Below are 24452 nucleotides of genomic sequence, written 5' to 3'. Positions count from 1 at the left end.
ACGACATCATATTGTCAATATGGATCAGAAGCGCGGCGTACCGCCCACCACCCCGTCGCGTTCGAGAGCGGCCACCTCCGCCGTGCGGTAGCCGAGTTCGGCCAGGACCGCGTGGTTGTCCTGGCCGAGTAGCGGGGCGTGGGCACGGTGGTAGCGGCCCGGACCGGCGGAATAGCGAGCGGGGACCGTGCTGTGCCGCGCGGTCGGATTCACCGGATGCGCGACGGGTTCGAAGAACTCGCGGTGGCGCAACTGGGGAAGCTCCGCCTGCCGGTGTGGCTGTAGTACTTCGGCCACCGGTATCCCGGCGTCCCAGAGGCGGGCGACGACCGCGCCGATTTCCTGATCGGCGAACCACTCCGCGAGGCGGTCGTCGATCGCGTCGTGGTGGGCCCGGCGGCCCGCGGCCGTGCGCAGTCCGGGGTCGGCCGCCCAGGCGGGCCGCCCCAGGACGTCCACGAGCGCGGCCCACTGCTCGTCGGTGGCGACGGCGAGGGCGATCCAGTTGTCGGGCCGGCCGAATTCGTCGAGTCCGGCGGCGCGGTAGAGGTTCTGTGGCGCGGCGTGCGGGCCCCGGTTGCCGGCGCGTTCCAGCAGCGCACCGTAGGCGGAGTATTCGATGACCTGCTCGGCGGTGATGTTCAGGGCGGCGTCGACCATGGCTGCCTCCACCAGCACGCCTTCACCGGTGCGGCGTCGGTGTTCCAGGGCCAGCAGCAGGGCGACGAGGGCGTGTACGCCGGCGTTCGGGTCGCCGAGACTGTAGGGCTCGACCGGGTTCTGGTCCGGGTACCCGGTGCGCGCGGTGAGCCCGGAGGCGTCCTCGATCACGTAGGCGAAGGCCGGATTGTCGCGCCAGGGACCGTCGAGACCGAACCCCGGCATCCGGACCATGACGGCATCGGGGCGCAACGCCCGCACGGCGTCCCAGTCGAGACCGATCTGTTCGATCACCCGCGGCGTGTAGTTCTCCACGATCACATCGCAGGAGGCGACCAGCCTGCGCAGGATCTCGCGCCCCGCCGGCTGCCGGAAATCGACGGTGATCCCCCGCTTTCCGGTGTTGAGGCCGGTGAAGATACCCGACTTCTCCCACCACCGGTCCTCGTCGATCGGCACCCCGGCGATGAGCCTGGTCCCGTCGGGACGCTGGGCCGATTCGACATGGATCACCTCCGCACCCTGCATCGCCAGGAAATGGGTGCACGACGGGCCCGCCCAGAACGTGGTCATATCGACTACCCGCAGACCCTGGAACGGCAGCGGTTTCGCGGTGGCGGCGTCGGCCGGGACCGCGCGGGTGGGTGATCCGGCGCGGCGGTACCGCTCGGTGTGCTCCCCCAGCCGCGGAGCGGGTGCCGGGTCGCGCAACAGCGGTGGCCGGGACCGGAACGGTGGCCCGGGCCGGACGAATCCGCCGCCCGGGTGCACCGTGAAGAAGTCGCGGGCGCGGTGCTGATCCAGCTCGGTGACGGTGGCGCCGTCGGCCACCGGACTGTTCGGGATCCGGAACGCCGTGGCCAGCTCCTGGATCTCGTCCACCTTGTGCGCCGCGAACCAGGCGGCGATCTCGGCCGCTTTCTCGTTGGTGCGTTCGGTGATGGCGGGAGTCGGGTCCTCCTCGATCCACTCGGGATGCCCGACCATGACACATAGATCGAACCACTGCTGTGCGGTGCCGCACCCGACCGCGATCAGGCCGTCGGCGGCGGTGGCCACCCCGGGCCGGCTCAACCGGCGCCGGGTGCGGAACGGGCGGTTCGATGTCTCGTAGAAGGACACCGGATAATAGGAGAGCCCGAGGATCTGGGTTTCCAGCATCGACAGGTCGACCAGTTCACCGGTGCCCGTGGCGAGCGCCCGCTGCCGGGCAGTGAGGAGCGCGGCCGCCGCGTGCGCGCCGGCGAACCATTCGCCGACATCGCCGCCGATGTGCAGCGGCGCCCGCTCGGGTGCGCCGCGGCCGAGGCCGACGATTCCGCCCGACCAGGCCTGCAGCGTGAACTCCGTGGCGGGCCGCCCGGCCCACGGGCCGTCCAGGCCGAACGGCGTGATCGTGGTGACGACGAGATGGGGATAACGGTCGCGCAGTACGGCGGGAGCGTGCTCGGGCCGGTCGGCGGTGCCGGGACCGGGGGACCAGACGACCGCGTCGGCACCGGCGAGCAGCCGGTCGAGCAGGTCGCGGTCCGCGGCGCGGCGCGGATCGGCCACCACGCTGTGGGAGCGACCGGCGAGGAATCCGAAGAGCGCGCCGTCGGCGCCGTCGTCGAGGGCCGCCCCGGAGATCGTGCGGCGGCGCAGCGGGTTGCCCTCCGGCGGTTCGACGGCGATCACCCGGGCCCCGGCGTCGGCGAGGAGCTTGGTGCAGTACGCGCCGGCGATCCCGCTCGACAGATCGACCACGATGTAACCCGCCAGCGGTGACATTTCCGGGGGGCTGTATCGGCCCGGTGCCCGATTCGCTGTCATAACTGCCTCGATTCCTGTGCCGGGGCCGCGCGGGCGTGGCGAACCCCGGAGGCCACGCTGCACCCGCACTGTGGTGCGGGTGCAGCACACCGGCACGCCCGGGCCGGTGCTGTCGATCCCCCGGGAATGCGGACGCGGTCCGCTATTCCTTCTTCCGGCGGCCCGATTTGCTCAGCCGGAATTCCGGCGGGAACCGGCTGTCGTTGTCCTTGACCGAATTGTTCAGGCCGCCGTCGAAGGCGTTGTCCAGCATCAGATCGTTGTCGTCGGCGTGGATATGGCCGCCCATGGATTCGAAGAAACCGCTGAGCAGGCTGCCCATGTACTCACCCTGCTGCTGTTTCATGATCTCGAAGAAGACCTTCTGCATGAACACCGTGTCCGTGGGCCGGTTGCGCGCGCAGGCCAGTGCGTACTTGTCGGTCTCCGCCTCGAGGTCCGCCCGGGGCACGACACTGTTGAGGAAGTTGCACTCGGCCATCTCCGCGGCAGAGAAGGCCCGGCCGGTGAACACCATCTCCTGGAACTTGCGCAGGCCCATGGTCTGCGCCCAGGTCCACATCCGCGGACCCCAGCCGTAGTAGCGGAACGACGGATGCCCGAACAGCGCGTCGTCGGCGGAGATCACCAGATCGGCGTCGGCGGCCTGGTAGAAGTGCCAGCCGTAGCAGTAGCCCTTGACCTCGACAATGCTGATCTTCTTGAATTCCTGCAGGCTCCGGCAGCCCGCCTGGGCGTTGGCGTACCACTGACTGATGCTGGCGCCGTGCCGGAACGATTCCTTGGGCGGATACCTGACCTCGTCGGGCCCGATCTTGTATTCGCTCAGCCGCGGACCCTGATCCGGGTCGTTCTGCACCGCCATGAACTCGCCGAGATCGGCGCCGGATCCGAAATCGTCACCCGCGCCCCGGATCACCAGTACCTTGACCTCGTCGTCGATGCTCGCCCGGTGGATCAGGTCGCCGTAGCGGAGGCGGGCGGCCATGGTCGGGGCATTGAGTTGATCGGGACGGTCGAAGGTGATGGTCGCGATGCGGGTCGCGGGGTCCTTCGCGTACCGGATGATCTCCTCGGCGGTGGGTTGCGTGGGACCGGTGGCCCGGGCGCCCCCGTCGTCGTCGGCGTGGGCTCCGTTGCCGGGGGTACGGGTGGTCATCGCGGCTCCCAGTGCGGGCTCGAGGTCAGTATCCGCGGGCCGTCCGCGCCGATGAGTACCGCGTCGCGGCCGAATACCGCGCCCACGCCCTCGGCCCAGACATAACCGGTGACGGCGAGCACCATGCCGGGCTCGAGGATTTCGGCCTCCGCCGTGCGCCGCAGGGCGGGCGCGACGACCGGCGGGTCGAAACCCATACCGAGACCGCGGGCCACGGGCAGGGCCGGGAGTGGCTCGCCGGCGGAGAGATAGGCGTCGAGCAGCCCGGCCGCGGGCGCGCCCGGCCGGCAGGCCGCGAGGAGACCGTCCCACAACCGGTCCCAGCGGCCGTAGAGTTTCGCCGTCGCCGGAGCCACCGGCCCGACCGGCCAGGTTCGCCCGACCTCCCCGATGTATCCGTCGGCGAGGACACCGGCGGAGAAGGCGACCAGATCACCCTCCTGGACCCGCCGGTCCGCGGTGGCCCGCCGCCACGGATGGTCCCGGGCGGTCACCCACGCCGCGTCCTGCGTGGCGGGGGTGCTCACCCCGCCCGCCGCGCACGCTTCGAGCAGGACCCCGGCCAGACCCTGTTCGGTGACCCCGGGCGCGAGTTCGGCCAGTCCGGCGGCGAGTCCCTGTTCGGCGACCCGCAGTCCGGCGCGCAGGGTATCGATCTCGTCCGCGGTTTTGATCCGCCGGGCCGCCCGGAAGGCCAGTTCACCGTCGACGATCTCGGCGTTCGGGAACGCGGTCGGCAGCAGCTCGGCGAAACCGGGGGAAAGCGCATCGGTCCCGACGCGCCGGGCGTCGGCCGCGCCGTCGATATCACGCAGCACGGCAACGAGATTGCGGGGATCCCACATGGTCTCGTAGAGGTTCTCGTGCGGGATGTCCTCGGGGATCCCCTCGTCCCAGGTGCTGTGCAGATGGACCGCGCCGGTACGCCGTACGAGCAGGGCCACCGGTCCGAACGGCCGGGTGCCCGCCACCCACAGCTGGGGCGCGCCGGAGAGGTAGCGGGCATTGGCCTGCCGTCCGGCGATGAGTACATCGAGATCAAGGGCGTGCATCTGTGCCAGCACGCGCTCGCGGCGTCCCACCCGCAGCGCGCGATCGTCCGGCAGGATCTCAATCGCCATAGGGGGCATAGGTGTAGTCGGTGAGAGGCGCGAAGCCTCCGTCGGTAACCACCACGATCTCCTCACTGCGGTAGCCGCCGGTGCCGTCCTCCCACACCACGGGTTCGAGGACCAGCACCATGCCGGGTCGGAGCACGAAGTTCTCGTCGAATTCGGCGCCGAGATCGGTGCCGATCATCGGCACCTCGGCGGCGCTCACGCCGATACCGTGCGATAGGTAGAAGTGGGGGAGCCAGGGGCGGTGCCCGCCGGCCGCCGCGGTGGCCGCCGCACCGAGCCGGGCCGCGGTCGCGCCGGGCCGGATCTGCGCGAGTACCGCGTCCAGAATCTCCCGCCATTTTCGGTATTGCGCCTGCTGGCGCGGTGTCGGATCCCGGCCGACGATCCAGGTGCGGCCGAAGTCCGAGCAGTACCCGTTGTAGGTGATGCTGACATCGGTCCACAGCACATCACCGGCCGTGAGTTCCCGCTCGGTGGTGAGTAGTGGCAATGCGAGATCACCGTGCTTGGTCCAGACACCGTCGGCCTTCGATTCCGGCATGACCTGCCAGATGGCGTCGAGCATGGTGGCGGTCGCGCCGAGCTCGAATGCGCGCCGCACGAAACCCGCGGACAGGTCGATCTGGCGCTGTCCGGGCGCGAGTCCGGTGTGGATGCCGACGATCGCTTCCTCGGTGATCCGGCAGGCCTTGCGGATACAGGACAGCTCGTCGGCCGTTTTGATCAGTTTCGCCGGGCCGATGACCGTGGCGGCGTCCACCGGTTTCCCGCCCGGGAAGAGCCGGTCGCGCGCCCGCAGCATGGCGCCGGTGTACTCGTCCACCGCGAAGGTCGAACCGGCGGGCACGAGATCGGCCAGTTTCCGTGCGAAATCCGCTACGCCCTCGTCGAATTCGAGATACACCGGCGGATGCAGATGGTCGGCGGGCAGTTCGGTTTCGGCCGCGGCGCCGGCCCGGAAGGGCAGGAACAGATGGGGCCATTCGTCGTGCACCGTGACCACGGCGACCGGTCGCTCGACGTGGGCGAGGCCGGCGTCGCCGAGCGGCCAGTTGGCGCCGGTCGCGTAGACGACATTGTTGTTCAGCAGCAGGATCGCTGCGTCCACTCCGCGTTCGGCCATGGCCGAACGCAGGCGGGCCCCGGTCTCCCGGCGCATCCGGGTGCGATCCGGGAGGTCGGGTATATCGATCGCCGCGGTGGTCGCGGCGGGGAATGCGGTCATCGAAATTGGTCCTTCTCGCCCTCGGCGCTGCGGCCCGGTCTAGATACCCAGGAATTCCTTGATGTTCCCGCCCACGATGCGCGCGGCGGCCTCGGGACCGACCGCCTCGACGACCGCGGCCAGCGACTGCTCGGAGTAGCCGAAGGTGCTCTCGTTGTGCGGATAGTCCGAGGACCACATCACCCGGTCGACACCGATCCGGTCGATGACGGCCAGGCCCAGCGGGTCCACCATGAACGAAGCCCGCATATGGTTCTGCCAGTAGTGGCGCACGTCGTGTTCCACCGGCCGGTTGTACATGTGCCGGTAGGACGCGTTCATGTGCTCGGCGTCCTGGAGGGCCGAGGCGACCCAGTTGATCCCGCCCTCGAACCAGCCGATCTGCAGACCCGGGTGCCGATCGATGATCCCGCTGAAGAGATACTTGGAGAACAGCTCCCGGAAGGGGGCCACATTGTGCATCATGCCGACCACGACACTGTTCACCTCGCACGGGGCCGACAGCGGGGATTCGCCGATGTGGTGCGATACCGGTACCCCGGACTCCTCGATGGCGTCCCAGACCCCGATCATCGAAGTGCTGCCGTAGTCGATGACATTGCCGTCGTCGTCCTTGCCGGCCGACAACGGCAGCAGGAACGTCTTCAGGCCCAGTGCTTTCAGCTCGGTCAGGGTGCGGCGCGCTCCGTCGGCGTCCCACCAGTTGATCAGCCCGACGCCGTACAGTGTGCCGCCGGAGCGCTCCTGCACCTCGGCGATGTACTCGTTGTAGATGCGGAAACAGCGCTCCCGGACCGCCTTGTCGGGATAGAACAGCAGCGCCAGCAGCGAATTGGGGAAGGCCAGTTCCTTGTCGATCCCGTCGGCGCGCAGATCCGCCGCCCGGGCCTCGAGGTTGGTGCTCCCGGAGCCGTCCAGGGGGTCGTACTGCATCAGCACCCGGCTGAAATCACCGGGCAGGAAAGACTTTCCCTTGCGCCCGATCTGGTACGCCCCCTCCTCGTACCACACCCGGGGCGCCTTGTCCCGGAGCTCCTCGGGGAACCGTTCGTAGAAGATGTCGTCCGCGAGGGAGATGTGATTGTCGGCGGAGAAGACCTCGGTGCCGGCGGGAAGTCCGAGTGTGCCCTCGGCATGGCCCCGGCGATCCTTCGGCGGGCCGAAACCCTGCGGTGGGTAGAGCTGGGCACTGCTGGGCGAAGTCGGCATCGTGACCCTCCAATGGATCGTTTGATTCGCGAATCTGCCGTCGGCGGTCGTGGCCCCGGGCTGCCGTTGCTGTCGCGGTGTCATACCGATTCCGCATGGCCGGTCGCCTCGGGGGATCGGTACTGCGCGCGGCCGGGTTCCGGTGGTCACCCGCCAAGCTGAAAACGACATTATCATGTTAGGAGAGTGACGTTCTACAGGTAGACGTGGATTCGCCTGTTCTTCTGCGGCTAGCGGTGTGAGAATGCTATTTTCATCAAGGGTTCCCGCCGGACCTCGCAGCAGCGGCGCTCGGTGGATTTCGGATCGGCCGCGACCGCGATTCGCCTGTGAAGACCCATTGCCGGGGCAACTTCCCTGTAACCCTTGTCACAAGCCTGAAACCAACCTACTGTGTGTTCACTAGGTTTGTCAGATCGGGGTTCGGGCCATGACAGCTCCTCGTCCTTATGCCGCACTCCTCGCCAAGGGGGAAGACCGCAGGCAACGTATCCTCGCCGTCGCGCAGCGGCTGCTCACCCGAAACGGCTGGCGCGGTACCACACTCGCGCAGATCGCCGGAGAGGCCGGAGTGACCTCCGCGGGGTTGTTGCATCACTTCTCCTCGAAAGAGCAATTGCTGCACGCCGTTCTGGACGCCCGCGACGCCCAGGATCTCGAGGACGCCGATATCAGCGGTGACCTCCTGGTCGAGATCCGCAAGGTGGCCACCCGGATGGAACGCCATCCGGAACTGGTCGGCACCTTCGTGGTGCTGCTCGTCGAAAACCTCATGCCCGAGGCGCCGCTGCACGATCGGATGCTCGATCGCTGGCGTACGGCTGTCGAACTCGTCGTCCAGGCGATCCGGAGAGGCCAGGACAGCGGCCGGTACCGGCGCGATATCGATCCACGGATGCGTGCGGTGGAAATCGTGGCCTTCTTGAACGGAATGGAGATCTCATGGCTGCTCGATCGTTCGATCCCGCTGGCCGACGTATTCAACGGTTACACCGAGTCGCTGGCCCGCGACTTGGCGGCGAAGGAGATGTGATGAGGTACCGGCTCGATGTGGTGGCGGCGACCGTGGCCGATGCGGTCCAGTTCGCCGGTGGGTGGCTGTTCGATCGATCGGTGGCCGGCTGGGATGTGACCGTCCTGCTCGCACGACCTTCCGATATTCGCCCGTTGAAGATCCTCGGCGCCGAGGTGCGTGAACTCGACGCCGTCCTGGCGACGGAGGTACCCGGTCGGCTGCCGCAGGCGCTGGCCGTCAATGCCGATGTCTGTAGCCGGGACGGCCGGGCCCGCAAGGGAGTGCTGCGGGCGCTCGAGGATCGCGGGATCGAGGTCGTCGTCTGGGGTGACGGCTGGCCGGCCGGTCAGGATCACGGCGTGGACCCGGTGCTGCACCGGCTCAGCTACGCGGCGCGGGCGTTCAAGGCGCAGGCTATGGTGGCCGCCGGGCTGTCGCCCACCGCGGTGACGCCGAGTGAGATCTTCCGCAGCGGTGCCATGGAGTACGCGCCGTTCTGCGCGGATCTGGTGCCCGCGGTCTGAGGCATCGTCGACGCATCCCGCGGTGGGGGATCCCGTAGGGGTGTGGGAGTGACCGGCCGGGTCGGTGCGGTCGCGCGCCGACCCGGACAGTGGTGTGGCGGCAGCGGGCCGGGCCTCCGAGAGGTGCGGTGGCGCCGCTGATTTTCCGTTCGCGGCTCGGTGTCGGGTCCGGGTTCACTATAAAGCGTTTCGTACGCATTCGTGCGAATTCACTCCGAGGCCGAAGTGCCGGGGATTTTGAAACGTTGAATTTCACAGCCCCTGGAGTCGCCCCGGGGGTTGGCGCGTGGGTTCCACCGCGCCCCGCGGCGGAGGATCCTGCCTGTTCGAGGCGGTTTCGCTGCGTTCGCGCGACCGTTTGCCCGATCTGCCTGGGTGTTCCGGGGAACTTGGCGACAAGTGTTGAATTCTCCCAATCTGAATGTCATCCTATTGGAAATCGAGAATGACATTTCCGTACCGTGATATGCGACAGCATGCCGACTGAGACGGCCGCAGCCAGCGGATCCTGATCCGTAGCCGTCCCCCCGGGTACAGCTCGCCGCGCCGCGGCTCCCCCGGAGCCGCCCCGTCCCGGTGGGAGCACGCCGTCCGGCGCCCCCACCGAGCCGTCGATCGTTCGACAGGAGCACTTCGATGCCGAATTCCTCGTTGCCCGGGCGGGTCCCGGGCCGACCGGGGGACCGCCCGAACGATCCGGCGGCTTCGACTACCGGCACCGCGAGGCGCGGATGACCACCCGCACCCCGGTCTGGATCCGTGCCAAGGATCGCGTCACCGGACCTCTCCAGACTGTGGGCGGACTGTTCGCCATGACCGCCGACGCGGTGAAATTCACCTTCCGCCGGCCTTTCCAGACCCGGGAGTTCCTCGAACAGGCGTGGTTCATCGTGCGGGTCTCGCTGGTTCCCACGCTCCTGGTGGCGATCCCGTTCACCGTGCTGGTCAGCTTCACGCTGAATATCCTGCTGCGTGAACTGGGCGCCGCCGACCTCTCCGGGGCGGGCGCGGCCTTCGGCGCGGTGACCCAGGTGGGACCGATGGTGACGGTGCTGATCGTGGCCGGATCCGGTGCCACCGCCATGTGCGCCGACCTGGGCTCCCGGACCATCCGGGAGGAGATCGCGGCCATGGAGGTGCTCGGAATCGACCCGGTCCAGCGCCTGGTCACCCCGCGCATGCTGGCCTCCGGCCTGGTGGCTGTGTTGTTGAACAGTCTCGTCTGCATCATCGGCGTAGTCGGTGGCTATGTGTTCTCGGTGTACGTGCAGGACGTCAACCCGGGCGCGTTCGTCGCTGGAATCACCCTGCTCACCGGAATCAACGAAGTGATCATCTCCTCGGTCAAGGCACTGCTCTTCGGCTTCGTCGCCGGGATGGTCGCCTGTTACCGCGGGCTGATCGTCACCGGCGGCGCCAAAGCTGTCGGCAACGCTGTCAACGAGACCGTGGTCTATGCGTTCATGTCGCTTTTCGCGATCAATGTGATGGTCACGGCCATCGGTATCCAGTTGACGACCGGGTGAGAGGAGGTATCCGATGACGGCCTCCGAGGTACTGACCACGCGCTATCCGGTACTCGTCCGCAGACTGCGGAAGCCGGTGGATGTTCTGGGCCGAGTCGGCGACCATGCCATCTTCTATGTCAAGGCCCTGGCATTCGCGCCGATGGCGGCATGGCGGTACAAGAGGGAAACCGTCCGGCTGATCGCGGAGATCAGTATGGGCGCCGGCACGCTGGCGGCATTCGGCGGCACAGTGGTGATCGTCAGCTTTCTGACCCTGGCAGCCGGCGGCACGCTCGCGGTCCAGGGCTACAGCTCGCTCGGCGATATCGGGATCGAGGCGCTCACCGGCTTTCTGTCCGCGTTCATCAACGTCCGGATCTCCGCGCCGGTGATGGCGGGTATCGGGCTGGCGGCGACCTTTGGCGCCGGTGTCACCGCCCAACTCGGCGCCATGCGCATCAACGAGGAGATCGATGCGCTGGAATCCATTGCGATAGAACCGATCGCCTATCTGGTCGGCACCCGGATCGTGGCAGGGATGATCGCGATCACCCCCTTGTACGCGATCGCGGTGGTGGCGTCGTTCCTCGCGAGCCGGCTCACCACCGTGGTGATCCTGGGACAGTCCTCGGGACTGTACGACCACTACTTCGCCACTTTTCTGAATCCGATCGATCTGCTGTGGTCTTTCCTGCAGGCGATCCTCATGGCGCTCACGATCCTGCTGATCCACACCTATTTCGGGTTCTTCGCCGCGGGTGGACCTTCGGGCGTCGGGACAGCGGTCGGTAACGCCGTACGGACTTCGCTCATCGCGGTGGTGTCGGTGACCCTGCTGGTCTCGCTCGCCGTGTACGGGTCCAACGGAAACTTCGAGCTGTCGGGGTAGGGATGGCACCGGTGACACAACACACGCAGCCGTGGGCGAACCGTCCACCGGCGGTTCCGCAGCCTGCTGCCTCCGCTGGGCGGCGGTGGCGTGCTCGGCTCCGGCCGCTGTCCGCCGCGGGCCGGCCCGCGGCGGGCCTGGCGGCGATCGCCGCGGGTACCGCGATCGTGGTCCTCGCGGTCACCCTGTTCCAGGGTGGTTTCGCCGATACCGTGGCGGTCACGGTGCATTCGCCGCGCGCCGGCCTGGTGATGTACCCCGACGCCGAGGTGAAACTGCGCGGTGTGACGGTGGGTGCGGTGCGGTCCATCGCCGAACGATCCGACGGCACCGCCGAGATCGAACTCGCCATCGATCGGGGCAATCTGGACCGCATTCCCGCCGATGTCACCGTGGATATCGCCTCCACCACGGTATTCGGCGCCAAGTACATCCAGCTGGTGCCACCCGACCGGCCCTCGGACCGCCATCTCGAACCCGGCCAGGTATTCGCCGCCGAGAAGGTGACTGTCGAGATCAACACGGTGTTCCAGCAGCTCACCCAGGTACTGGGTGAGATCCAGCCGGAGAAGCTCAACGAGACCCTCGGGGCGCTCGCGGGCGCGATGCGCGGACGCGGTGACCGGGTGGGCCAGATGATGGTCGATCTGAACGCTTTCCTGGCGAAGCTGGAACCCGCTCTCCCCGCATTGCGTGCCGATCTCGCGATGGCGCCGCAGGTCGCGGGGATCTACGCGGATTCGGCACAACCGCTGGTGGACATCGTGGGCAATGCCACCGCGCTGAGCAATACGGTGGTGGCCGAACAGCAGCAACTCGACGTCCTGCTCATGAGCCTGATCGGTTTGGCCGATACCGGCAACCGGGTGGTCGGTGACAACGGTCCGGCGCTGGTGAGTTCGCTGGACGCGCTCGTGCCCACCACCGATCTCACCAACCGCTACCACACGGCGCTGACCTGCGCATTGGACGGCCTCGGCTATCTGGCGTCGGTGAAACCGGTGCAGGTGCCCGGAATCGGGTTGTCGGCGAACTTCCTCTGGGGTGTGGAACCGTACCGGTATCCGGAGCATCTCCCGAAGGTCGCGGCCAAGGGCGGGCCGCAGTGTTCGATGCTGCCGGTCGGCTACGAGGACTTCCCGCCGTTCGTGGTCACCGATGTCGGCGCCGATCCGCAGGCCGGCCCGTTCCGCCCGGCGCTGTCGTTGAACACCGAATCACTGGCCAGAGCGCTGTTCGGTCCGGCCGCCGCCGGGAAGGAAGCACCGCGATGAGCAATCGGAATACGCCCCTGCTGAAATTCGGGATCTTCGCCGCGGTGATGGTCGTGCTCTCGGGCTGCCTGATCATCGTGTTCGGTGAGTACCGCAGCGGATCCACCCACGAGTACTCGGCGGTGTTCGCCGATACCTCGGGTCTGCGCGAAGGCGATACCGTCCGGGTCTCCGGTGTCGTGGTGGGTTCGGTGCGAGGCGTCGAGCTCCGGCCCGACCAGCGGGTACGAGTGGAATTCGACGCCGACAACGCGTTGCCGCTGACCACCGGCACCCAGGTAGCGGTGCGGTACCTCAACCTCGTCGGCGACCGCTACCTCGAACTCGTCGACAAACCCGGCAACGACCTGCCCGCCGGCGGGGAACTCCCGATCGAGAACACCGTCGGCGCGCTGGACCTGGACCTCTTGCTGGGCGGGTTGAAACCGGTGATCCAGGGCTTGAACGCACGCGATGTGAACGCGCTGACCTGGTCGCTGCTGGAGATCGTGCAGGGCAAGGAGGGCACGGTGAACTCCATCCTCGGCCGGACTGCCTCGTTCTCCGCGGCGCTGGCCGATAACAACCAGGTGATCGCGCAGCTGATCGACGACCTGAAAACCGTGCTGACGACATTGCAGTCGGAGGGCGGCCAGTTCTCCAACCTGGTGGATCGGCTCGAACAGCTGATCACCCAGCTCAGCAACGAGCGCGATCCCATCGGCGCGGCGATCGACGCCCTGGAGGGCGGCACCGCCACGGTCGCCGATCTACTCACCCAGGGCCGCCCGCCGCTGGCCGGGGCCATCGCCCAGGTCAACCGGCTGGCCGCCAATATCGACGGCGACAAACAAACCCTGGATACCGCTCTGCAGAAGGCCCCGGAGAACTTCCGGAAACTGGTGCGTACCGGCGCCTACGGCAACTTCATCCAGTACTACCTGTGCGATCTGACGCTGCGGGTCAACGATCTGTCCGGCCAGGTCGTGGAGATCCCGGCCGCCGTACAGACCGACGGAAGGTGTGCTCCCTGAGATGTTTCGATACCGCGGAAGTCATCTGCTGCGACACGGCCTGGTCGGGCTCGTGCTCATTATCTGTGTCATCTCTCTGGGGCTGCAGTCGCAACAGGTGATCGCCTGGGGCACGACCGTCCGCTACCAGGCCGTCTTCGAGGAGGCCGGGGGGCTGGAAGCCGGGGACGAGGTGATCGTGTCGGGTGTGAAGGTCGGTTCGGTGACCGAGGTACGGCTGGACAACGGGGACGCACGCGTCCTGTTCACCGTGCGTAGTTCGGTGCCGGTGGGCGCCGACAGCACGGTGCAGATCAAAACCGGTTCGCTGCTGGGCAAACGGATCATGACCGTGGTCTCGCGCGGCGACGAGCACCTGCGCCCGCTGGCCACCATTCCGGTCGAACGCACCTCCTCGCCGTATTCGCTGACCGACGCACTGGGCGACCTCACCGGCAACGCAGGCGCGATGGATACCGATTCGCTGAACAATTCGCTGAACATGCTTTCCGCCACGCTCGATTCGATCGCGCCGCAGCTGGGACCCGCATTCGACGGACTGTCCGAACTGTCGAGAGCCATCAACAGTCGCAATACCGCGCTACGGGATCTACTCGCCGCGGCCCGTGACGTCACCGGGATCCTGGCCGACCGTAGTCAGCAGGTGAACACCATGCTGCTCAATGCCAATACCCTGATCGGGGTTCTCGACGATCGGCGGCAGGCGATCGCGACTCTGCTGGCCAATACGGCGGCCGTCGCCGACCAACTGACCAAGCTGGTCGCCGACAACGAGGCCGAATTGGGGCCCGCCCTGGACCGCCTCAACTCGGTCACCGAAGTGCTCCAGCGGAATCGGGACAATATCGCCAAGGCGATACCGGGTCTGGCCAAGGCGTCGCTCACCCAGGGGGAGGCGGTGTCGGGCGGCCCGTTCTACAACGCCTACGTCGCCAACCTGATTCCGGCCCAGTGGATCCGGCCGTTCGTCGACGCCGCGTTCGGCGGGTCGGTCCCGCAACCACCCGCACCGCAACCGGGGGCGCCGCGATGAACCGGACACTGGTCCTGCGCGTGGCCGCCGGTGCACTGGCCGTCGCGGTGGTGGCCGCCACGTTCGTGGCGGTGAACCGTACGTTTCTGGCACCCGATACTGTTCGCGCGATCTTCACCACCGCCACCGCCATCTACCCAGGCGACGATGTCCGGGTATCCGGGGTGAAGGTCGGAACCATCGCGGGTATCGAACCGCACGGCACCACCGTGGAAATGGAACTGCACGTGGACCGGGAGGTGGATATCCCGGCGAACGCCGGTGCGGTCATCGTGGCGCAGAGCCTGGTCGATTCACGATATGTCCAGCTCACCCCCGCCTACCGGGGGAACGGCGACATCATGCCCGACGGGGCGGTGATCCCGCTGGAGCGTACCGCGGTGCCGGTGGAGTGGGACGAGATCAAAACCCAGCTCACCCGGCTGGCCACCGAACTGGGCCCCGACGGCGATCAGTCCTCCGGACCCGCGGGCCGGTTCATCGACAGCGCCGCCGACGCTCTCGGCGGTAACGGCGAGAAACTGCGGCAGGTGCTGACGCAACTATCCGGGGTCGGCCGGATTCTGGCGAGCGGTAGCGGCGATATCGCCGACACGATAAAGAACCTCCAGGTCTTCGTGACCGCGTTGCGTGACAGCAATGTGCAGATCGTGCAGTTCCAGAACCGGCTGGCGACCCTCACCAGCGTGCTCGACAGCAGCCGGTCCGATCTCGATGCGGCCCTGAACAATCTCGCCATCGCCGTCGGGGAGGTGCAGCGCTTCGTCTCGGAGAACCGGGACAAGGCCGGTGAACAGGTGGGACGGCTGGCCGATGTCACGCAGAACCTCGTCGACAATCGCGGCGAACTCGAGGAGTTGCTGCACATCTTCCCGACCAGCCTGGCCAACTTCTACAACATCTACAACCCCGATACCGGGACCGAGGCAGGGGTTTTCGTATTGAACAACTTCTCCAACCCGATCGAGTTCGTCTGCGGCGGTATCGCCAGCGTGGAGAACATCGGCGCCGCCGAAGCCGCCCGCAAATGCCGCGACTATCTGGGGCCGGTGCTCGGGCTGTTGAATTTCAACTATCTGCCCGTACCGGTGAATCCCGCCCTCGGGCCCTCGGCGGCGCCGGACAATGTCATCTACAGCGAACCCGGGCTGGTTCCGCCCGCTGCCCAGGTGGTGAGCCCGGCCGCGCCGCCCCCACCGCCGGCACCCGCCCTCGCCGAAATCCTCTTCCCCGGCGGGCGGTGACCGGATGGCGATACCGGGACGTCCACGGAAGTGGCGCAGGGCCGTGCTGGGCTGCGCGTGTGTGGTGGTCACCGCATCCGGATGCGCGTGGGACGGGGTGAACTCCCTTCCGTTACCGGGTGCCACGGGCCGGGGGGACGGAGCCACGACGCTCTATGTCGAGATGGCCGATGTCGGCACGCTCACCCCGAACTCGCCGGTGCTGATCGACGATGTGGTGGTCGGCAGTGTCGGCGATATCCATGTCGAGAACTGGCATGCGCTGGTGGAGGTGAGCGTTCAGGCCGGCGAGGTGGTTCCGGCGAACGCGCAGGCCCGGGTCGGGCAGACCAGCCTGCTGGGGTCGATGCACTTGGCACTGGATCCGCCGCCCGGTCAGGCGCCGCAGGGGCACCTGGAATCCGGCGCCCGCATCGAACTCGACGACACCACGACCTATCCCTCCACCGAGCAGACTCTGGCCTCGTTGTCGGTGGTGGTCAACGGCGGCGGCCTGGGACAGGTCGGCGATATCGTCAGCAGTCTCGGCGCGGCGTTCGAGGGCCGGGAGACCGATATCCGCGCCCTGCTCGACCGCTTGGACGTCTTCCTCGGCACCCTCGACGCGCAGCGCGCCGATATCGTCGCCACCATCGACGGTCTCAACCGGCTGGGCGGTACTTTCGCCGCGCAGCGCGATGTGCTCACCGAGGCGTTGCGCAAGATCCCACCCGCGCTGGACGTGCTGATCCGGGAGCGCCCCGATCTGACCGGCGCGCTGGAGCGGCTGCGCATCTTCAGCGATACCGCCAACGGCGTATTGACGGCCGTGCACGACGATCTGCTGACCAACCTGCGCAATCTGGAACCCACGCTGCGGGCACTGGCCGATGTCGGACCCGATATCAACAGGGCCATCGCGTTCGCCACCGTGTTCCCGTACGGGCAGTATCTGGTCGACAACGGTGTGCGGGGCGATTTCATCAATCTGTTCGCGACCGTCGACCTCACCATTCCGCGGCTGCGCCGGGAACTCCTGCTGGGGACTCCGTGGGGCGACCCGACCGCGGTCATCCAGGCGGCGGTGGGCGACCCGGGTTACGCGGAGCAGACCAGGAATCCGCTCGGATTCGGTATCACCGCGCCTCCGGCCGCGGCGTCACCACCCGCTCCGGCCCCCGCACCCACCCCGGCGCCCGCTCCGGCCCCGGCGCCCGCCCCCGGTCTGCCGTTCCCGCTACCGCAGCTCCCACTACCCCAGATACCCCTGCCACCCGGGATCGGAGGCCGCTGATGCTGCTGTCCCGTTTCGTCCGTGCCCAGCTGATCATCTTCAGTATCGTCTCGGTGATCGGCCTGGTCGTGATGTCGGTGATCTATATGAAGTTGCCGGCCCTGGCCGGCGTCGGCACCATCGATGTGACCGTGGAACTGCCCGAGGCCGGTGGTCTCTATCGGTTCGGCAATGTCACCTACCGGGGGACCCAGGTGGGGAAGGTGACCCGCGTCGAGCTGACCGGCGACAGCGTGCGGGCCACCCTCGCGATCGACGGCTCGCCGCGGATCCCGGCCGATCTCACCGCCGAGGTGCGCAGCGTATCGGCGGTCGGCGAGCAGTACGTGGATCTGCTCCCGCGCACCGATTCGCCCCCGTACCTCTACGACGGCGCCACCATCGAGCGCCGTGACACCGAGATCCCGCAGCCCGTCGGCCCGATGCTGGACCGGCTCAGCGCACTCGTCGGCACGATCCCGAAGGACGATCTGCGCCGTCTGCTCGACGAGATGTTCGCGGGTGTGCACGGCGCGGGCGACGATCTCGATTCGCTGCTGAGCTCCGCCGAAAAACTGACGACGACCATGAACGGGGTCGGCGACAACACCCGGATGCTGGTGGAAGATGCCGTGCCGCTCCTGGATTCGCAGGTCCGGTCGGCCGACGCGATCCGGATCTGGACCCGCGCCACCGCCGATGTCACCGGGCAACTGGTGACCAACGATCCTCAGCTGCGAACGCTACTGCACTCCGGGCCGGGTTTCGCCGACGAAGTGTCCCAGCTGCTGGACTCCGTGAAGCTGACGCTCCCGGTACTGCTGGCCAACCTCACCTCGGTGGGCGGGCTCGCGGTCACCTACAACGCGAGTCTGGAGCAGCTGTTGGTGCTGTTACCGCCGGTGGTGTCGCTGGTCCAGGCGGTGCAACCGACCAAGAACGCGTCCGGGCTGGGGCTCGGCGACTTCCGTATCAGCGGTGTCTCCGACCCGCCGGCCTGTACGGTCGGTTTCCTCCCGCCCTCGGAGTGGCGTTCCCCGCAGGATGTCACCACCATCGACACCCCGGACAATCTGTACTGCAAATTGCCACAGAATCATTCGGTGGCCGTACGCGGTGCCCGCAATATCCCCTGCGCGGGCCATCCCGGCAAACGCGCGCCGACCGCGGCGATCTGCAACAGCGACCAGGACTACGTTCCGGTAGCGCCGGAACAGCCGGTGGTCGGTCCGTACCCGCGCGATCCGGAACTGGAAGGCCAGGGGATTCCCCCGGATTCACGGTTCTCCCCACCGCCGGGCAACGCACCGGCCGCTGATACCGCGACCGCGCCGGGCGGCGCGCCGACCGTCGCCTTCGCCCAGTACGACCCGGATACGGGGGAATACCTGGGTTCGGACGGTCGGCTCTACCGGCAGACCGATCTGGTGGCCGTAGGTCACAGCAGCTGGGAGGAAATGCTCCCCCGCTGACCACAGCTGTGGTCCATGCATCGATACCGGCCCGGCCGTTCGATCGGTCGGGCCGGCGGATGTCGCGCGACATTCCCTCAGGCGGAGATTGGTTCGTGCTCGGGTAGTACACCTGGTCGGCCGAGGTGGACGGCATTCGGAATTCCTCCGCACCCACCCGCGCGACTCCTGTGCCGAGGCCGGCGAAGGTCTCGGCTCGCGTCGCGTTCAGCGCCCGAGCGCGAATCTCGGGCGCTGAACGCGACGCCCTCGGGTCGAAACCCGCGATGCCGCAGGCGCCGCGGACACAGAGCTCAGCCGCGCGGGAGGCCGAGTACGCGCTGCGCGATGATATTGCGCTGGATCTCGGAGGTGCCGCCCGCGATGGTGCCGGAGAAGCTGCGCAGATAGCGTTCGAACCAGCTCGGCGCGTGATCCTCGAGGTTCAGCAGATTGTGCCGGGAGGTGACCGCGGGATGGGTCAGGCCGTCGGCGCCGGCCGCGTCGAGTGCGGCCTCCAGGCCGTTCTGCACGGCTTCCGAGCCCAGCAGTTTCAGTACCGAAAGCGCCGCCACATCGGTTTCGCCGCGCGATTCCCGGGCCAGGGCCGCCGAGCCCAGCAGTTCCAGCGCCTGCAGATCCATCACCGAGGTCGCGAACCGGTCGCGGTCGAGTTCGGTGCGCGGCGTGAAATCCGCGACCAGCATCCGCAACCGCTGGGCGAAACTCATCCACAGCAGGGTGCGTTCGTGTCCGAGGGAGCCACCTGCCACGGTCCAGCCTTTGTTCAGCTCACCCACCAGGTTCTCCACCGGAACGCGGACGTCCTCGAAGAAGACCTCGTTGAAATCGAGATCGTCGGCGGCGCATGCCGAGGCGAACGGCCGGCGCCGCACCCCCGGGGTATCGGTGGGGATCAGCAGTACCGAGATACCGCGATGTTTGGGGGCCGCCGGATCGGTGCGGACGAAGGTCAGGATCACATCGGAGTCGTGCGCGCCGGAGGTCCACACCTTCTGGCCGTTGACGATGAAACGGTCACCGTCGCGCACCGCCCGGGTCCGCAACCCGGCCAGGTCCGAACCCGCTCCGGGTTCGCTCATGCCGAGCGCGGCCGGCATCTCGCCGCGCAGGATGGGCACCGCCCATTTCCGCTGCTGTTCGGGGGTGCCGAAGGTGATGAGGGAGGCGGCGATGATGCCCTGGCCCTGCGGGTTGCAGCTCTCGTAGATCTTGCGCGCGGCCAGTTCCTCGCGGTGCACGTACTGCTGCAGGACGGTGGCATTGCGACCACCGAACTCGGGCGGATAGCCCGGCACCAGCCAGCCGTGATCGAATTGGACCGACTGCCATTCGCGGGCCCACGGCGGCACATGTGAGCTCGACCGCGGTCGTTCGACCGCGGTGGCCTCGGGCGGCAGGTACTCGTCGAGGAACGCGATGAACTCGGCGCGGAACTTTTCCACGTCCTCGTCGAAAGTCAGCTGCACGATGGACCTCCTTTTGCGAATTATGAGAATATCATTCTCTTGTATGGATATTCTAGTTTCCAAAGGTGGGGCGACCGGCCGGGACAACGGGTTCACTCCGGTGCGCGTCGCCGCGGTGACGGGAGGTACGGCCATGCGGAGTGCCGGCAGTGGGCTGACCCTGCAGCAGCGGATCGACGCGCGATCGGTGCGTACCACCAAATTGTTCGGCAGCGCCGCGGTCCAGCGCTTCCTGGACGCCGCCCGGGCGCTGATCACCGAACGCGGCAGTACCGATTTCACCATGCACGAGGTGGTGGACAACGCCGGTCAGTCGCTGCGCAGTTTCTACCTGCTCTTCGACGGCAAACACGAACTACTGCTGGCACTCTACGAAGAGGCGATCGCGAAGGTGGCCGGTCAGATCCGGGAGGCCACCGGTAACGACGACGATCCACTGGACAAGTTGCGGCTCGCGGTGGAGTTGCTGTTCGAATTCTGCCGGCCGGACCCGGGCGCGCATCGTCCGCTGTTCACCGAGTACGCGCCGCAGCTGCTGATGTCGGACCCCATCGAGATCCAGGTCGCGCATGCCTCGCTGTTCGAATTGCTGGCCGATCTCATGCGCGACGCGGCCGCCGCGGGCCATCTCCGGCCGGATACGCGACCGCGTCGGCTGGCCGCGATGACCTTGCAAACGGTGATGTTCGTGGCCCAGGGTGCCCGCGCCGACGACGGGTCGAATGCGATCACCGCGGCCGAGGTGTGGAACCTCTGCGCCTTCGGAGTGCTCGGGAACGCGGAAGGCGCTGCGGAGACCCGCCGGTGAGCCGTCGGGAGCAGAGCGCGCGGTCGGCGAATCGGCGGCGCAGTGCAGCGGATATGATATTCTCGGTTTTCGAGAATATCGATATCGCCACGGGGCTGGGCGCGGGGACGCCCGGCGTTCAGGAAGTAGTCGTATGAGTATTTCGCTACTGCTGGATATGGCGGCCTCGACCGACCCGGATCGAGTGGCCGTCGTCTCCGGTGAATCGCGCTGGACCGGCGCGGAGCTGGACGCACTGGCATACGGCGGTGCGGGCGCGATCGCGGCTTCCGGCGCGCGCAGCGTCGCGTATGTGGGTACCGGGGGTGCGCTGCTGCCGCTGCTGATCTTCGCCTCGGCCCGGGCCGGGGTGCCGTTCACCCCGTTGAACTATCGGCTCGGCGGCGACAAACTCGCCGAACTCGTGCGACGCCTCGACGCGCCGCTGGTCGTCCACGACGACGCCTACGCGCACGTGGTCACCGGTACGGCCGACCTGCTGTGGACCGCGGCGGATTTCCTGGAGCGCGCCCGGACCGCGGACCCGGCCGGCGCCGAGCCGGATCCCGACTCCGCGGCGGTCGTGCTGTTCACCTCCGGGACCACCTCGCACCCGAAAGCCGTCGAGCTCTCGCACAACAACCTGGTCAGCTACATCACCGGCACGGTGGAGTTCGCCTCCGCCGCGCCCGACGACGTCTCGCTGATCTGCGTACCGCCCTACCATGTGGCCGGGGTCGGTGCGGCGCTGTCGAATCTGTACGCGGGCCGGAAGATGGTGTACCTGCGCAATTTCGAACCGCAGGAATGGATCCGGCTGGTGGAGTCCGAACGGGTCACCACGGCGACCGTCGTACCGACCATGCTCGACCGGATCATCAGTGGCCTGAAAGCGAGCGGTTCACGCCTGCCCACCCTCCGGACCCTGGCCTACGGTGGGTCCAAAGTCGGGCTGCCACTGGTACGGACCGCACTCGAACTGCTGCCCGAGGTGGGCTTCGTCAACGCCTACGGGCTCACCGAGACAAGTTCCACCATCGCGGTCCTCGGCCCGGAGGATCACCGGGCCGCCTTGGCCGCCACCGACGCGGCGGTCGCCGCCCGGCTCGGCTCGGTCGGGCAGCCGGTACCGGGTATCGAGGTGCAGATCCGGGACGAGGGCGGCGCGGTGGTGCCCGCCGGTACGGTCGGCGAGCTGTTCGTCCGCGGACCGCAGGTCTCGGGCCGGTACACCGGGATCGGTTCGGTACTCGACGCCGAGGGATGGTTCCCCACCAAGGATCTGGCGGTCCTGGACGACGGCGGGTATCTGTTCGTCCACGGCCGCAGCGACGACACCATCATCCGGGGCGGGGAGAACATCGCCCCGGCCGAGATCGAGGACTTCCTGGTCGAGCATCCGGCCGTGCACGAGGTCGCGGTGGTCGGCGTCGAGGATGCCGAATGGGGGCAGATCATCGTCGCGGTGGTGGTGCCCGCGGATCCCGGCAGCGTCCCCGATCCGGAGGAACTGCGCACCTACGCGCGGTCCGGCTTGCGCGGCTCCCGGACCCCGGACCGGGTGGTGTTCCGGTCCGAACTCCCCGCCACCCCCACCGGGAAGATCCTGCGCCGCGAACTCGTCGCCGATCTGACCCGCGAGACCGCCGGCGCGTAGCGCAGCCGGGGAAAGGAACAACGCTCATGGTGAAAACCGGTACCCGGCTCCGGAGCCAGGTGTGCAGTACCGAGGTCATCATCGTCCGGGCCGCCGACAGTCTCGACGACCTGCGGGCCGGCGGGGTGCCGATGGTGCCCATCGACGGCGGCGCGACGGACTCCGGTGGCAGTCCGCAGGAGGGTTTCGCGGACGGCAATCTCATCGGCAAACGCTATGTCGACGACGGCGGCGCCGAAGTGCTCGTGACCAAGGCCGGCGCGGGCACGCTCAGCGTCGGCACCACACCGCTGACCATCAAGGAAGCAAAGCCGCTGCCCGCAAGCGACTGAGCGTACCTACGCATTCGCCCCGGCCGTACGCGGGCCGCGGGCGGACCGCGCCGACAGTGCCATTCGAACGAGTGATCGAGGTGGGACAGATGACCCAGGCCACCGACCCGCTGCTCCTGGCGGCGGCGGAAGCCGACGCCGAGGCGGCGGCCGCGGAGGCCGAGGCGGTCGCCGCGCAGGCGTCCGCCACGGCGGCTCGGGCCCGCGCCCGGGCCGCCCGGTTACGCCGGGAGGCAGGGAGTTCGGGCGGACCGCCCGGTTCCGGCGCCACCGCAGCGGCGCAACCGGGCGCCCCGGCGCCGGTGGCCGGTACCTCCTCGACGATCGCGGACGATACTGCACCCGCCGCCGAACCCGACGAGGACACCGAGCCGGCGGATGCCGCCGATACCGAGCGGGCCGAGCCCGGCTCTGCCGCATCGGACTCCGACGATACGGCCGCCGTCCCCGGCGTCCCGCGCGAAAAGCCCGGGAAGACGAAACGCGCGCGGTTCGCCCGGGTGGTCCGGCGGTTCCCCGGCCGGGCGCTACGCCGTCCGCGGGGTCGCACTCTGGGCCGGGCCGTGGCCGGGATGATCGTCGTCGCCGCGCTGGCGGTCAGTGGGTTCTCGATCTGGAATCACCATCGGATCGGTGTGCAACAGGCCCGGGAGGACGCGTACCTCGAGGCGGCGCGGCAGGGTGTGCTGGCGCTCACCAGCATGGATTCGGGGCGGGCCGCCGATGACGTGCGGCGGGTACTCGATCGGTCCACCGGCGCCTTCCGCACCGACTTCCAGACCCGTTCGGAGGATTTCACCAAGGTCGTCGAACAGTCACAGGTCGCGACCCAGGGTGAGATCACCGCCGCGGCGGTCGAATCCATGACCGACGAGTCGGCGTTGGTACTCGTCTCCGCGGTATCCCGGATCACCAATTCCGCGGGAGCGCAGCAGGAGCCGCGGGTATGGCGGTTGAGTGTCACCGTCACCCGGGACGGCCCGGATCCGAAGATGTCGAAAGTGGAGTTCGTGCCGTGAGAATCGCCAGCCTCCCGCATGCCGTCCGCCGTTCCCCGGAACCGCTGCTGCTCACTCTGGCAGCCGTGGCCGCGGTGGTCGTGGCCGTGTCCCTGCTGGTCTTCCAGTACCGCCCGGACAACCACGGCGACGCGGTGAAGAACGAGGTCCTCACCGCCGCGACCGAGGGCACCGTCGCGCTGCTCTCGTACTCCCCGGAGTCGCTGGACAGCGATTTCGCGGCGGCGAAATCCCGGATGACCGGCGATTTCCTCACCTACTACAACCAGTTCACCGAAAAGGTCATCGCACCCGCCGCCAAGGAGAAGTCGGTGCGGACGACGGCGACGATCGTGCGCTCGGCGGTGGCCGAACTCCACGCCGATTCCGCGGTCGCGCTGCTTTTCATCAACCAGACGACCACCAGTGCCGAGAAACCCGATCCCGCGCTGGCGGCCAGCAGCGTCCGCGTGACCCTGTCGAAGGTAGAGGACTCATGGCTGATCTCGTCGTTCGATCCCGTCTGAACGCCACCGCCGCGGCGCCGCCGCGGCCACCTGGCATGCGCCCGGAGGAACCGGCCCTGATCACGGTGTATCCGGTGCTGGACCACTTCTCCACCTGCCCGCGCTGCGGGTATCCGGCCGAGGCGTCCACGACCGTACGCACCTACACCGACGGCGGTACCACCAGCGAAACGCATACCACCTGCGGTATGCCCTGCGGCTGGGACGATTCCCGCTAGTTCCCCGGCGAAACCCTGTATACCGACCGTGCCGGTGCTCGGCTCGAGCACCGG

22 protein-coding genes are annotated in these 24452 nt (G+C 68.0%); 16 read left to right on the top strand and 6 right to left on the bottom strand.

Going from position 1 to position 24452, the window contains the following annotated elements; genetic code table 11:
- Window positions 1-24: 24 nt before the first annotated feature.
- The 5 genes from NF4_RS29770 to NF4_RS29750 all read right to left on the bottom strand — a co-directional run bounded on the left by NF4_RS29770 (window position 25) and on the right by NF4_RS29750 (window position 7186).
- Window positions 25-2472 carry a CaiB/BaiF CoA-transferase family protein gene (locus tag NF4_RS29770; RefSeq protein WP_439956779.1) on the bottom strand — a complete coding sequence of 816 codons (2448 nt, stop codon included), beginning with the start codon at window positions 2470-2472 and terminating at the stop codon, window positions 25-27.
- A 142-nt stretch (window positions 2473-2614) separates the two neighbouring features.
- Window positions 2615-3631 (bottom strand): enoyl-CoA hydratase/isomerase family protein, encoded by a 1017-nt coding sequence (locus NF4_RS29765; RefSeq protein WP_084533615.1) that lies wholly within the window; start codon window positions 3629-3631, stop codon window positions 2615-2617.
- Window positions 3628-4752: a M24 family metallopeptidase gene (locus NF4_RS29760; protein WP_063130696.1), complete on the bottom strand. Its 1125-nt coding sequence runs from the start codon at window positions 4750-4752 to the stop codon at window positions 3628-3630. The genes NF4_RS29765 and NF4_RS29760 overlap by 4 nt, the downstream gene beginning before the upstream one ends.
- Entirely contained in the window at window positions 4742-5977 is a 1236-nt protein-coding gene (locus NF4_RS29755; protein WP_063130695.1) for a M24 family metallopeptidase, read from the bottom strand. Before NF4_RS29755 ends, NF4_RS29760 begins: the two co-directional genes overlap by 11 nt.
- 39 nt (window positions 5978-6016) lie before the next feature.
- Entirely contained in the window at window positions 6017-7186 is a 1170-nt protein-coding gene (locus tag NF4_RS29750) for an amidohydrolase family protein (protein ID WP_063130756.1), read from the bottom strand.
- 430 nt (window positions 7187-7616) lie between these two features.
- Between NF4_RS29750 and NF4_RS29745 the strand changes: the two genes are divergently transcribed.
- From NF4_RS29745 to NF4_RS29700, 10 genes are all read left to right on the top strand, one after another.
- Window positions 7617-8219 carry a TetR/AcrR family transcriptional regulator gene (locus NF4_RS29745; RefSeq protein ID WP_063130694.1) on the top strand — a complete coding sequence of 201 codons (603 nt, stop codon included), beginning with the start codon at window positions 7617-7619 and terminating at the stop codon, window positions 8217-8219.
- The gene (locus tag NF4_RS29740) at window positions 8219-8725 is read left to right on the top strand and encodes a hypothetical protein (protein ID WP_039822080.1); all 507 of its coding nucleotides are present in this window, start codon (window positions 8219-8221) and stop codon (window positions 8723-8725) included. The genes NF4_RS29745 and NF4_RS29740 overlap by 1 nt, the downstream gene beginning before the upstream one ends.
- Window positions 8726-9456: 731 nt before the next feature.
- Entirely contained in the window at window positions 9457-10251 is a 795-nt protein-coding gene (locus NF4_RS29735) for an MlaE family ABC transporter permease (RefSeq protein ID WP_063130693.1), read from the top strand.
- Window positions 10252-10264: 13 nt separating this feature from the next.
- Entirely contained in the window at window positions 10265-11122 is an 858-nt protein-coding gene (locus tag NF4_RS29730; RefSeq protein ID WP_063130692.1) for an MlaE family ABC transporter permease, read from the top strand.
- Window positions 11123-11229: 107 nt separating this feature from the next.
- Window positions 11230-12396 (top strand): MCE family protein, encoded by a 1167-nt coding sequence (locus NF4_RS29725; protein WP_063130755.1) that lies wholly within the window; start codon window positions 11230-11232, stop codon window positions 12394-12396.
- The gene (locus NF4_RS29720; RefSeq protein ID WP_063130691.1) at window positions 12393-13409 is read left to right on the top strand and encodes an MCE family protein; all 1017 of its coding nucleotides are present in this window, start codon (window positions 12393-12395) and stop codon (window positions 13407-13409) included. The genes NF4_RS29725 and NF4_RS29720 overlap by 4 nt, the downstream gene beginning before the upstream one ends.
- Window position 13410: 1 nt before the next feature.
- Window positions 13411-14442: an MCE family protein gene (locus NF4_RS29715; protein ID WP_063130690.1), complete on the top strand. Its 1032-nt coding sequence runs from the start codon at window positions 13411-13413 to the stop codon at window positions 14440-14442.
- Window positions 14439-15686, top strand: coding sequence for an MCE family protein (locus tag NF4_RS29710; RefSeq protein ID WP_063130754.1), 1248 nt, complete (start codon window positions 14439-14441; stop codon window positions 15684-15686). The genes NF4_RS29715 and NF4_RS29710 overlap by 4 nt, the downstream gene beginning before the upstream one ends.
- A 4-nt stretch (window positions 15687-15690) precedes the next feature.
- On the top strand, window positions 15691-16959 hold the full coding sequence (locus NF4_RS29705; protein ID WP_063130689.1) for an MCE family protein: 1269 nt from the start codon (window positions 15691-15693) through the stop codon (window positions 16957-16959).
- A 2-nt stretch (window positions 16960-16961) separates the two neighbouring features.
- Window positions 16962-18410 carry an MCE family protein gene (locus NF4_RS29700; RefSeq protein ID WP_063130753.1) on the top strand — a complete coding sequence of 483 codons (1449 nt, stop codon included), beginning with the start codon at window positions 16962-16964 and terminating at the stop codon, window positions 18408-18410.
- A 293-nt stretch (window positions 18411-18703) separates the two neighbouring features.
- Here the strand turns inward: NF4_RS29700 and NF4_RS29695 are convergent, their stop codons facing one another.
- Window positions 18704-19879 carry an acyl-CoA dehydrogenase family protein gene (locus NF4_RS29695; RefSeq protein ID WP_063130688.1) on the bottom strand — a complete coding sequence of 392 codons (1176 nt, stop codon included), beginning with the start codon at window positions 19877-19879 and terminating at the stop codon, window positions 18704-18706.
- A gap of 43 nt (window positions 19880-19922) precedes the next feature.
- Here NF4_RS29695 and NF4_RS29690 point away from each other — a divergent pair, with 43 nt between their 5' ends.
- The 6 genes from NF4_RS29690 (at window position 19923) to NF4_RS29665 (ending at window position 24398) form a co-directional block, all read left to right on the top strand.
- Window positions 19923-20687 (top strand): TetR/AcrR family transcriptional regulator, encoded by a 765-nt coding sequence (locus NF4_RS29690; RefSeq protein WP_369690954.1) that lies wholly within the window; start codon window positions 19923-19925, stop codon window positions 20685-20687.
- A gap of 133 nt (window positions 20688-20820) precedes the next feature.
- Entirely contained in the window at window positions 20821-22323 is a 1503-nt protein-coding gene (locus NF4_RS29685; protein ID WP_063130687.1) for a class I adenylate-forming enzyme family protein, read from the top strand.
- Between the two features lie 26 nt (window positions 22324-22349).
- Complete coding sequence (locus NF4_RS29680) at window positions 22350-22655, top strand: hypothetical protein (protein ID WP_063130686.1); 306 nt, start codon at window positions 22350-22352, stop codon at window positions 22653-22655.
- Between the two features lie 89 nt (window positions 22656-22744).
- Window positions 22745-23674: an Rv1363c family protein gene (locus NF4_RS29675; RefSeq protein WP_063814751.1), complete on the top strand. Its 930-nt coding sequence runs from the start codon at window positions 22745-22747 to the stop codon at window positions 23672-23674.
- Window positions 23671-24180: a hypothetical protein gene (locus NF4_RS29670; protein WP_063130684.1), complete on the top strand. Its 510-nt coding sequence runs from the start codon at window positions 23671-23673 to the stop codon at window positions 24178-24180. The genes NF4_RS29675 and NF4_RS29670 overlap by 4 nt, the downstream gene beginning before the upstream one ends.
- The gene (locus tag NF4_RS29665) at window positions 24150-24398 is read left to right on the top strand and encodes a hypothetical protein (protein ID WP_157120671.1); all 249 of its coding nucleotides are present in this window, start codon (window positions 24150-24152) and stop codon (window positions 24396-24398) included. Before NF4_RS29670 ends, NF4_RS29665 begins: the two co-directional genes overlap by 31 nt.
- Window positions 24399-24452 lie beyond the last annotated feature (54 nt).

It is taken from the genome of Nocardia fusca NBRC 14340, from assembly GCF_001618425.1.
GTDB classification, from domain to species: Bacteria; Actinomycetota; Actinomycetes; order Mycobacteriales; family Mycobacteriaceae; genus Nocardia; species Nocardia fusca.
This window is presented reverse-complemented; position numbering and strand designations above follow the sequence as displayed.

Coding starts and splice junctions, on each gene's coding strand:
- NF4_RS29715 (WP_063130690.1), top strand. CDS start 13,411: ATGTTTCGATACCGCGGAAGTCATCTGCTGCGACACGGCCTGGTCGGG.
- NF4_RS29730 (WP_063130692.1), top strand. CDS start 10,265: ATGACGGCCTCCGAGGTACTGACCACGCGCTATCCGGTACTCGTCCGC.
- NF4_RS29765 (WP_084533615.1), bottom strand. CDS start 3,631: ATGACCACCCGTACCCCCGGCAACGGAGCCCACGCCGACGACGACGGG.
- NF4_RS29745 (WP_063130694.1), top strand. CDS start 7,617: ATGACAGCTCCTCGTCCTTATGCCGCACTCCTCGCCAAGGGGGAAGAC.
- NF4_RS29760 (WP_063130696.1), bottom strand. CDS start 4,752: ATGGCGATTGAGATCCTGCCGGACGATCGCGCGCTGCGGGTGGGACGC.
- NF4_RS29710 (WP_063130754.1), top strand. CDS start 14,439: ATGAACCGGACACTGGTCCTGCGCGTGGCCGCCGGTGCACTGGCCGTC.
- NF4_RS29675 (WP_063814751.1), top strand. CDS start 22,745: ATGACCCAGGCCACCGACCCGCTGCTCCTGGCGGCGGCGGAAGCCGAC.
- NF4_RS29680 (WP_063130686.1), top strand. CDS start 22,350: ATGGTGAAAACCGGTACCCGGCTCCGGAGCCAGGTGTGCAGTACCGAG.
- NF4_RS29685 (WP_063130687.1), top strand. CDS start 20,821: ATGAGTATTTCGCTACTGCTGGATATGGCGGCCTCGACCGACCCGGAT.
- NF4_RS29705 (WP_063130689.1), top strand. CDS start 15,691: ATGGCGATACCGGGACGTCCACGGAAGTGGCGCAGGGCCGTGCTGGGC.
- NF4_RS29720 (WP_063130691.1), top strand. CDS start 12,393: ATGAGCAATCGGAATACGCCCCTGCTGAAATTCGGGATCTTCGCCGCG.
- NF4_RS29755 (WP_063130695.1), bottom strand. CDS start 5,977: ATGACCGCATTCCCCGCCGCGACCACCGCGGCGATCGATATACCCGAC.
- NF4_RS29665 (WP_157120671.1), top strand. CDS start 24,150: ATGGCTGATCTCGTCGTTCGATCCCGTCTGAACGCCACCGCCGCGGCG.
- NF4_RS29750 (WP_063130756.1), bottom strand. CDS start 7,186: ATGCCGACTTCGCCCAGCAGTGCCCAGCTCTACCCACCGCAGGGTTTC.
- NF4_RS29690 (WP_369690954.1), top strand. CDS start 19,923: ATGGATATTCTAGTTTCCAAAGGTGGGGCGACCGGCCGGGACAACGGG.
- NF4_RS29735 (WP_063130693.1), top strand. CDS start 9,457: ATGACCACCCGCACCCCGGTCTGGATCCGTGCCAAGGATCGCGTCACC.
- NF4_RS29740 (WP_039822080.1), top strand. CDS start 8,219: ATGAGGTACCGGCTCGATGTGGTGGCGGCGACCGTGGCCGATGCGGTC.
- NF4_RS29770 (WP_439956779.1), bottom strand. CDS start 2,472: ATGACAGCGAATCGGGCACCGGGCCGATACAGCCCCCCGGAAATGTCA.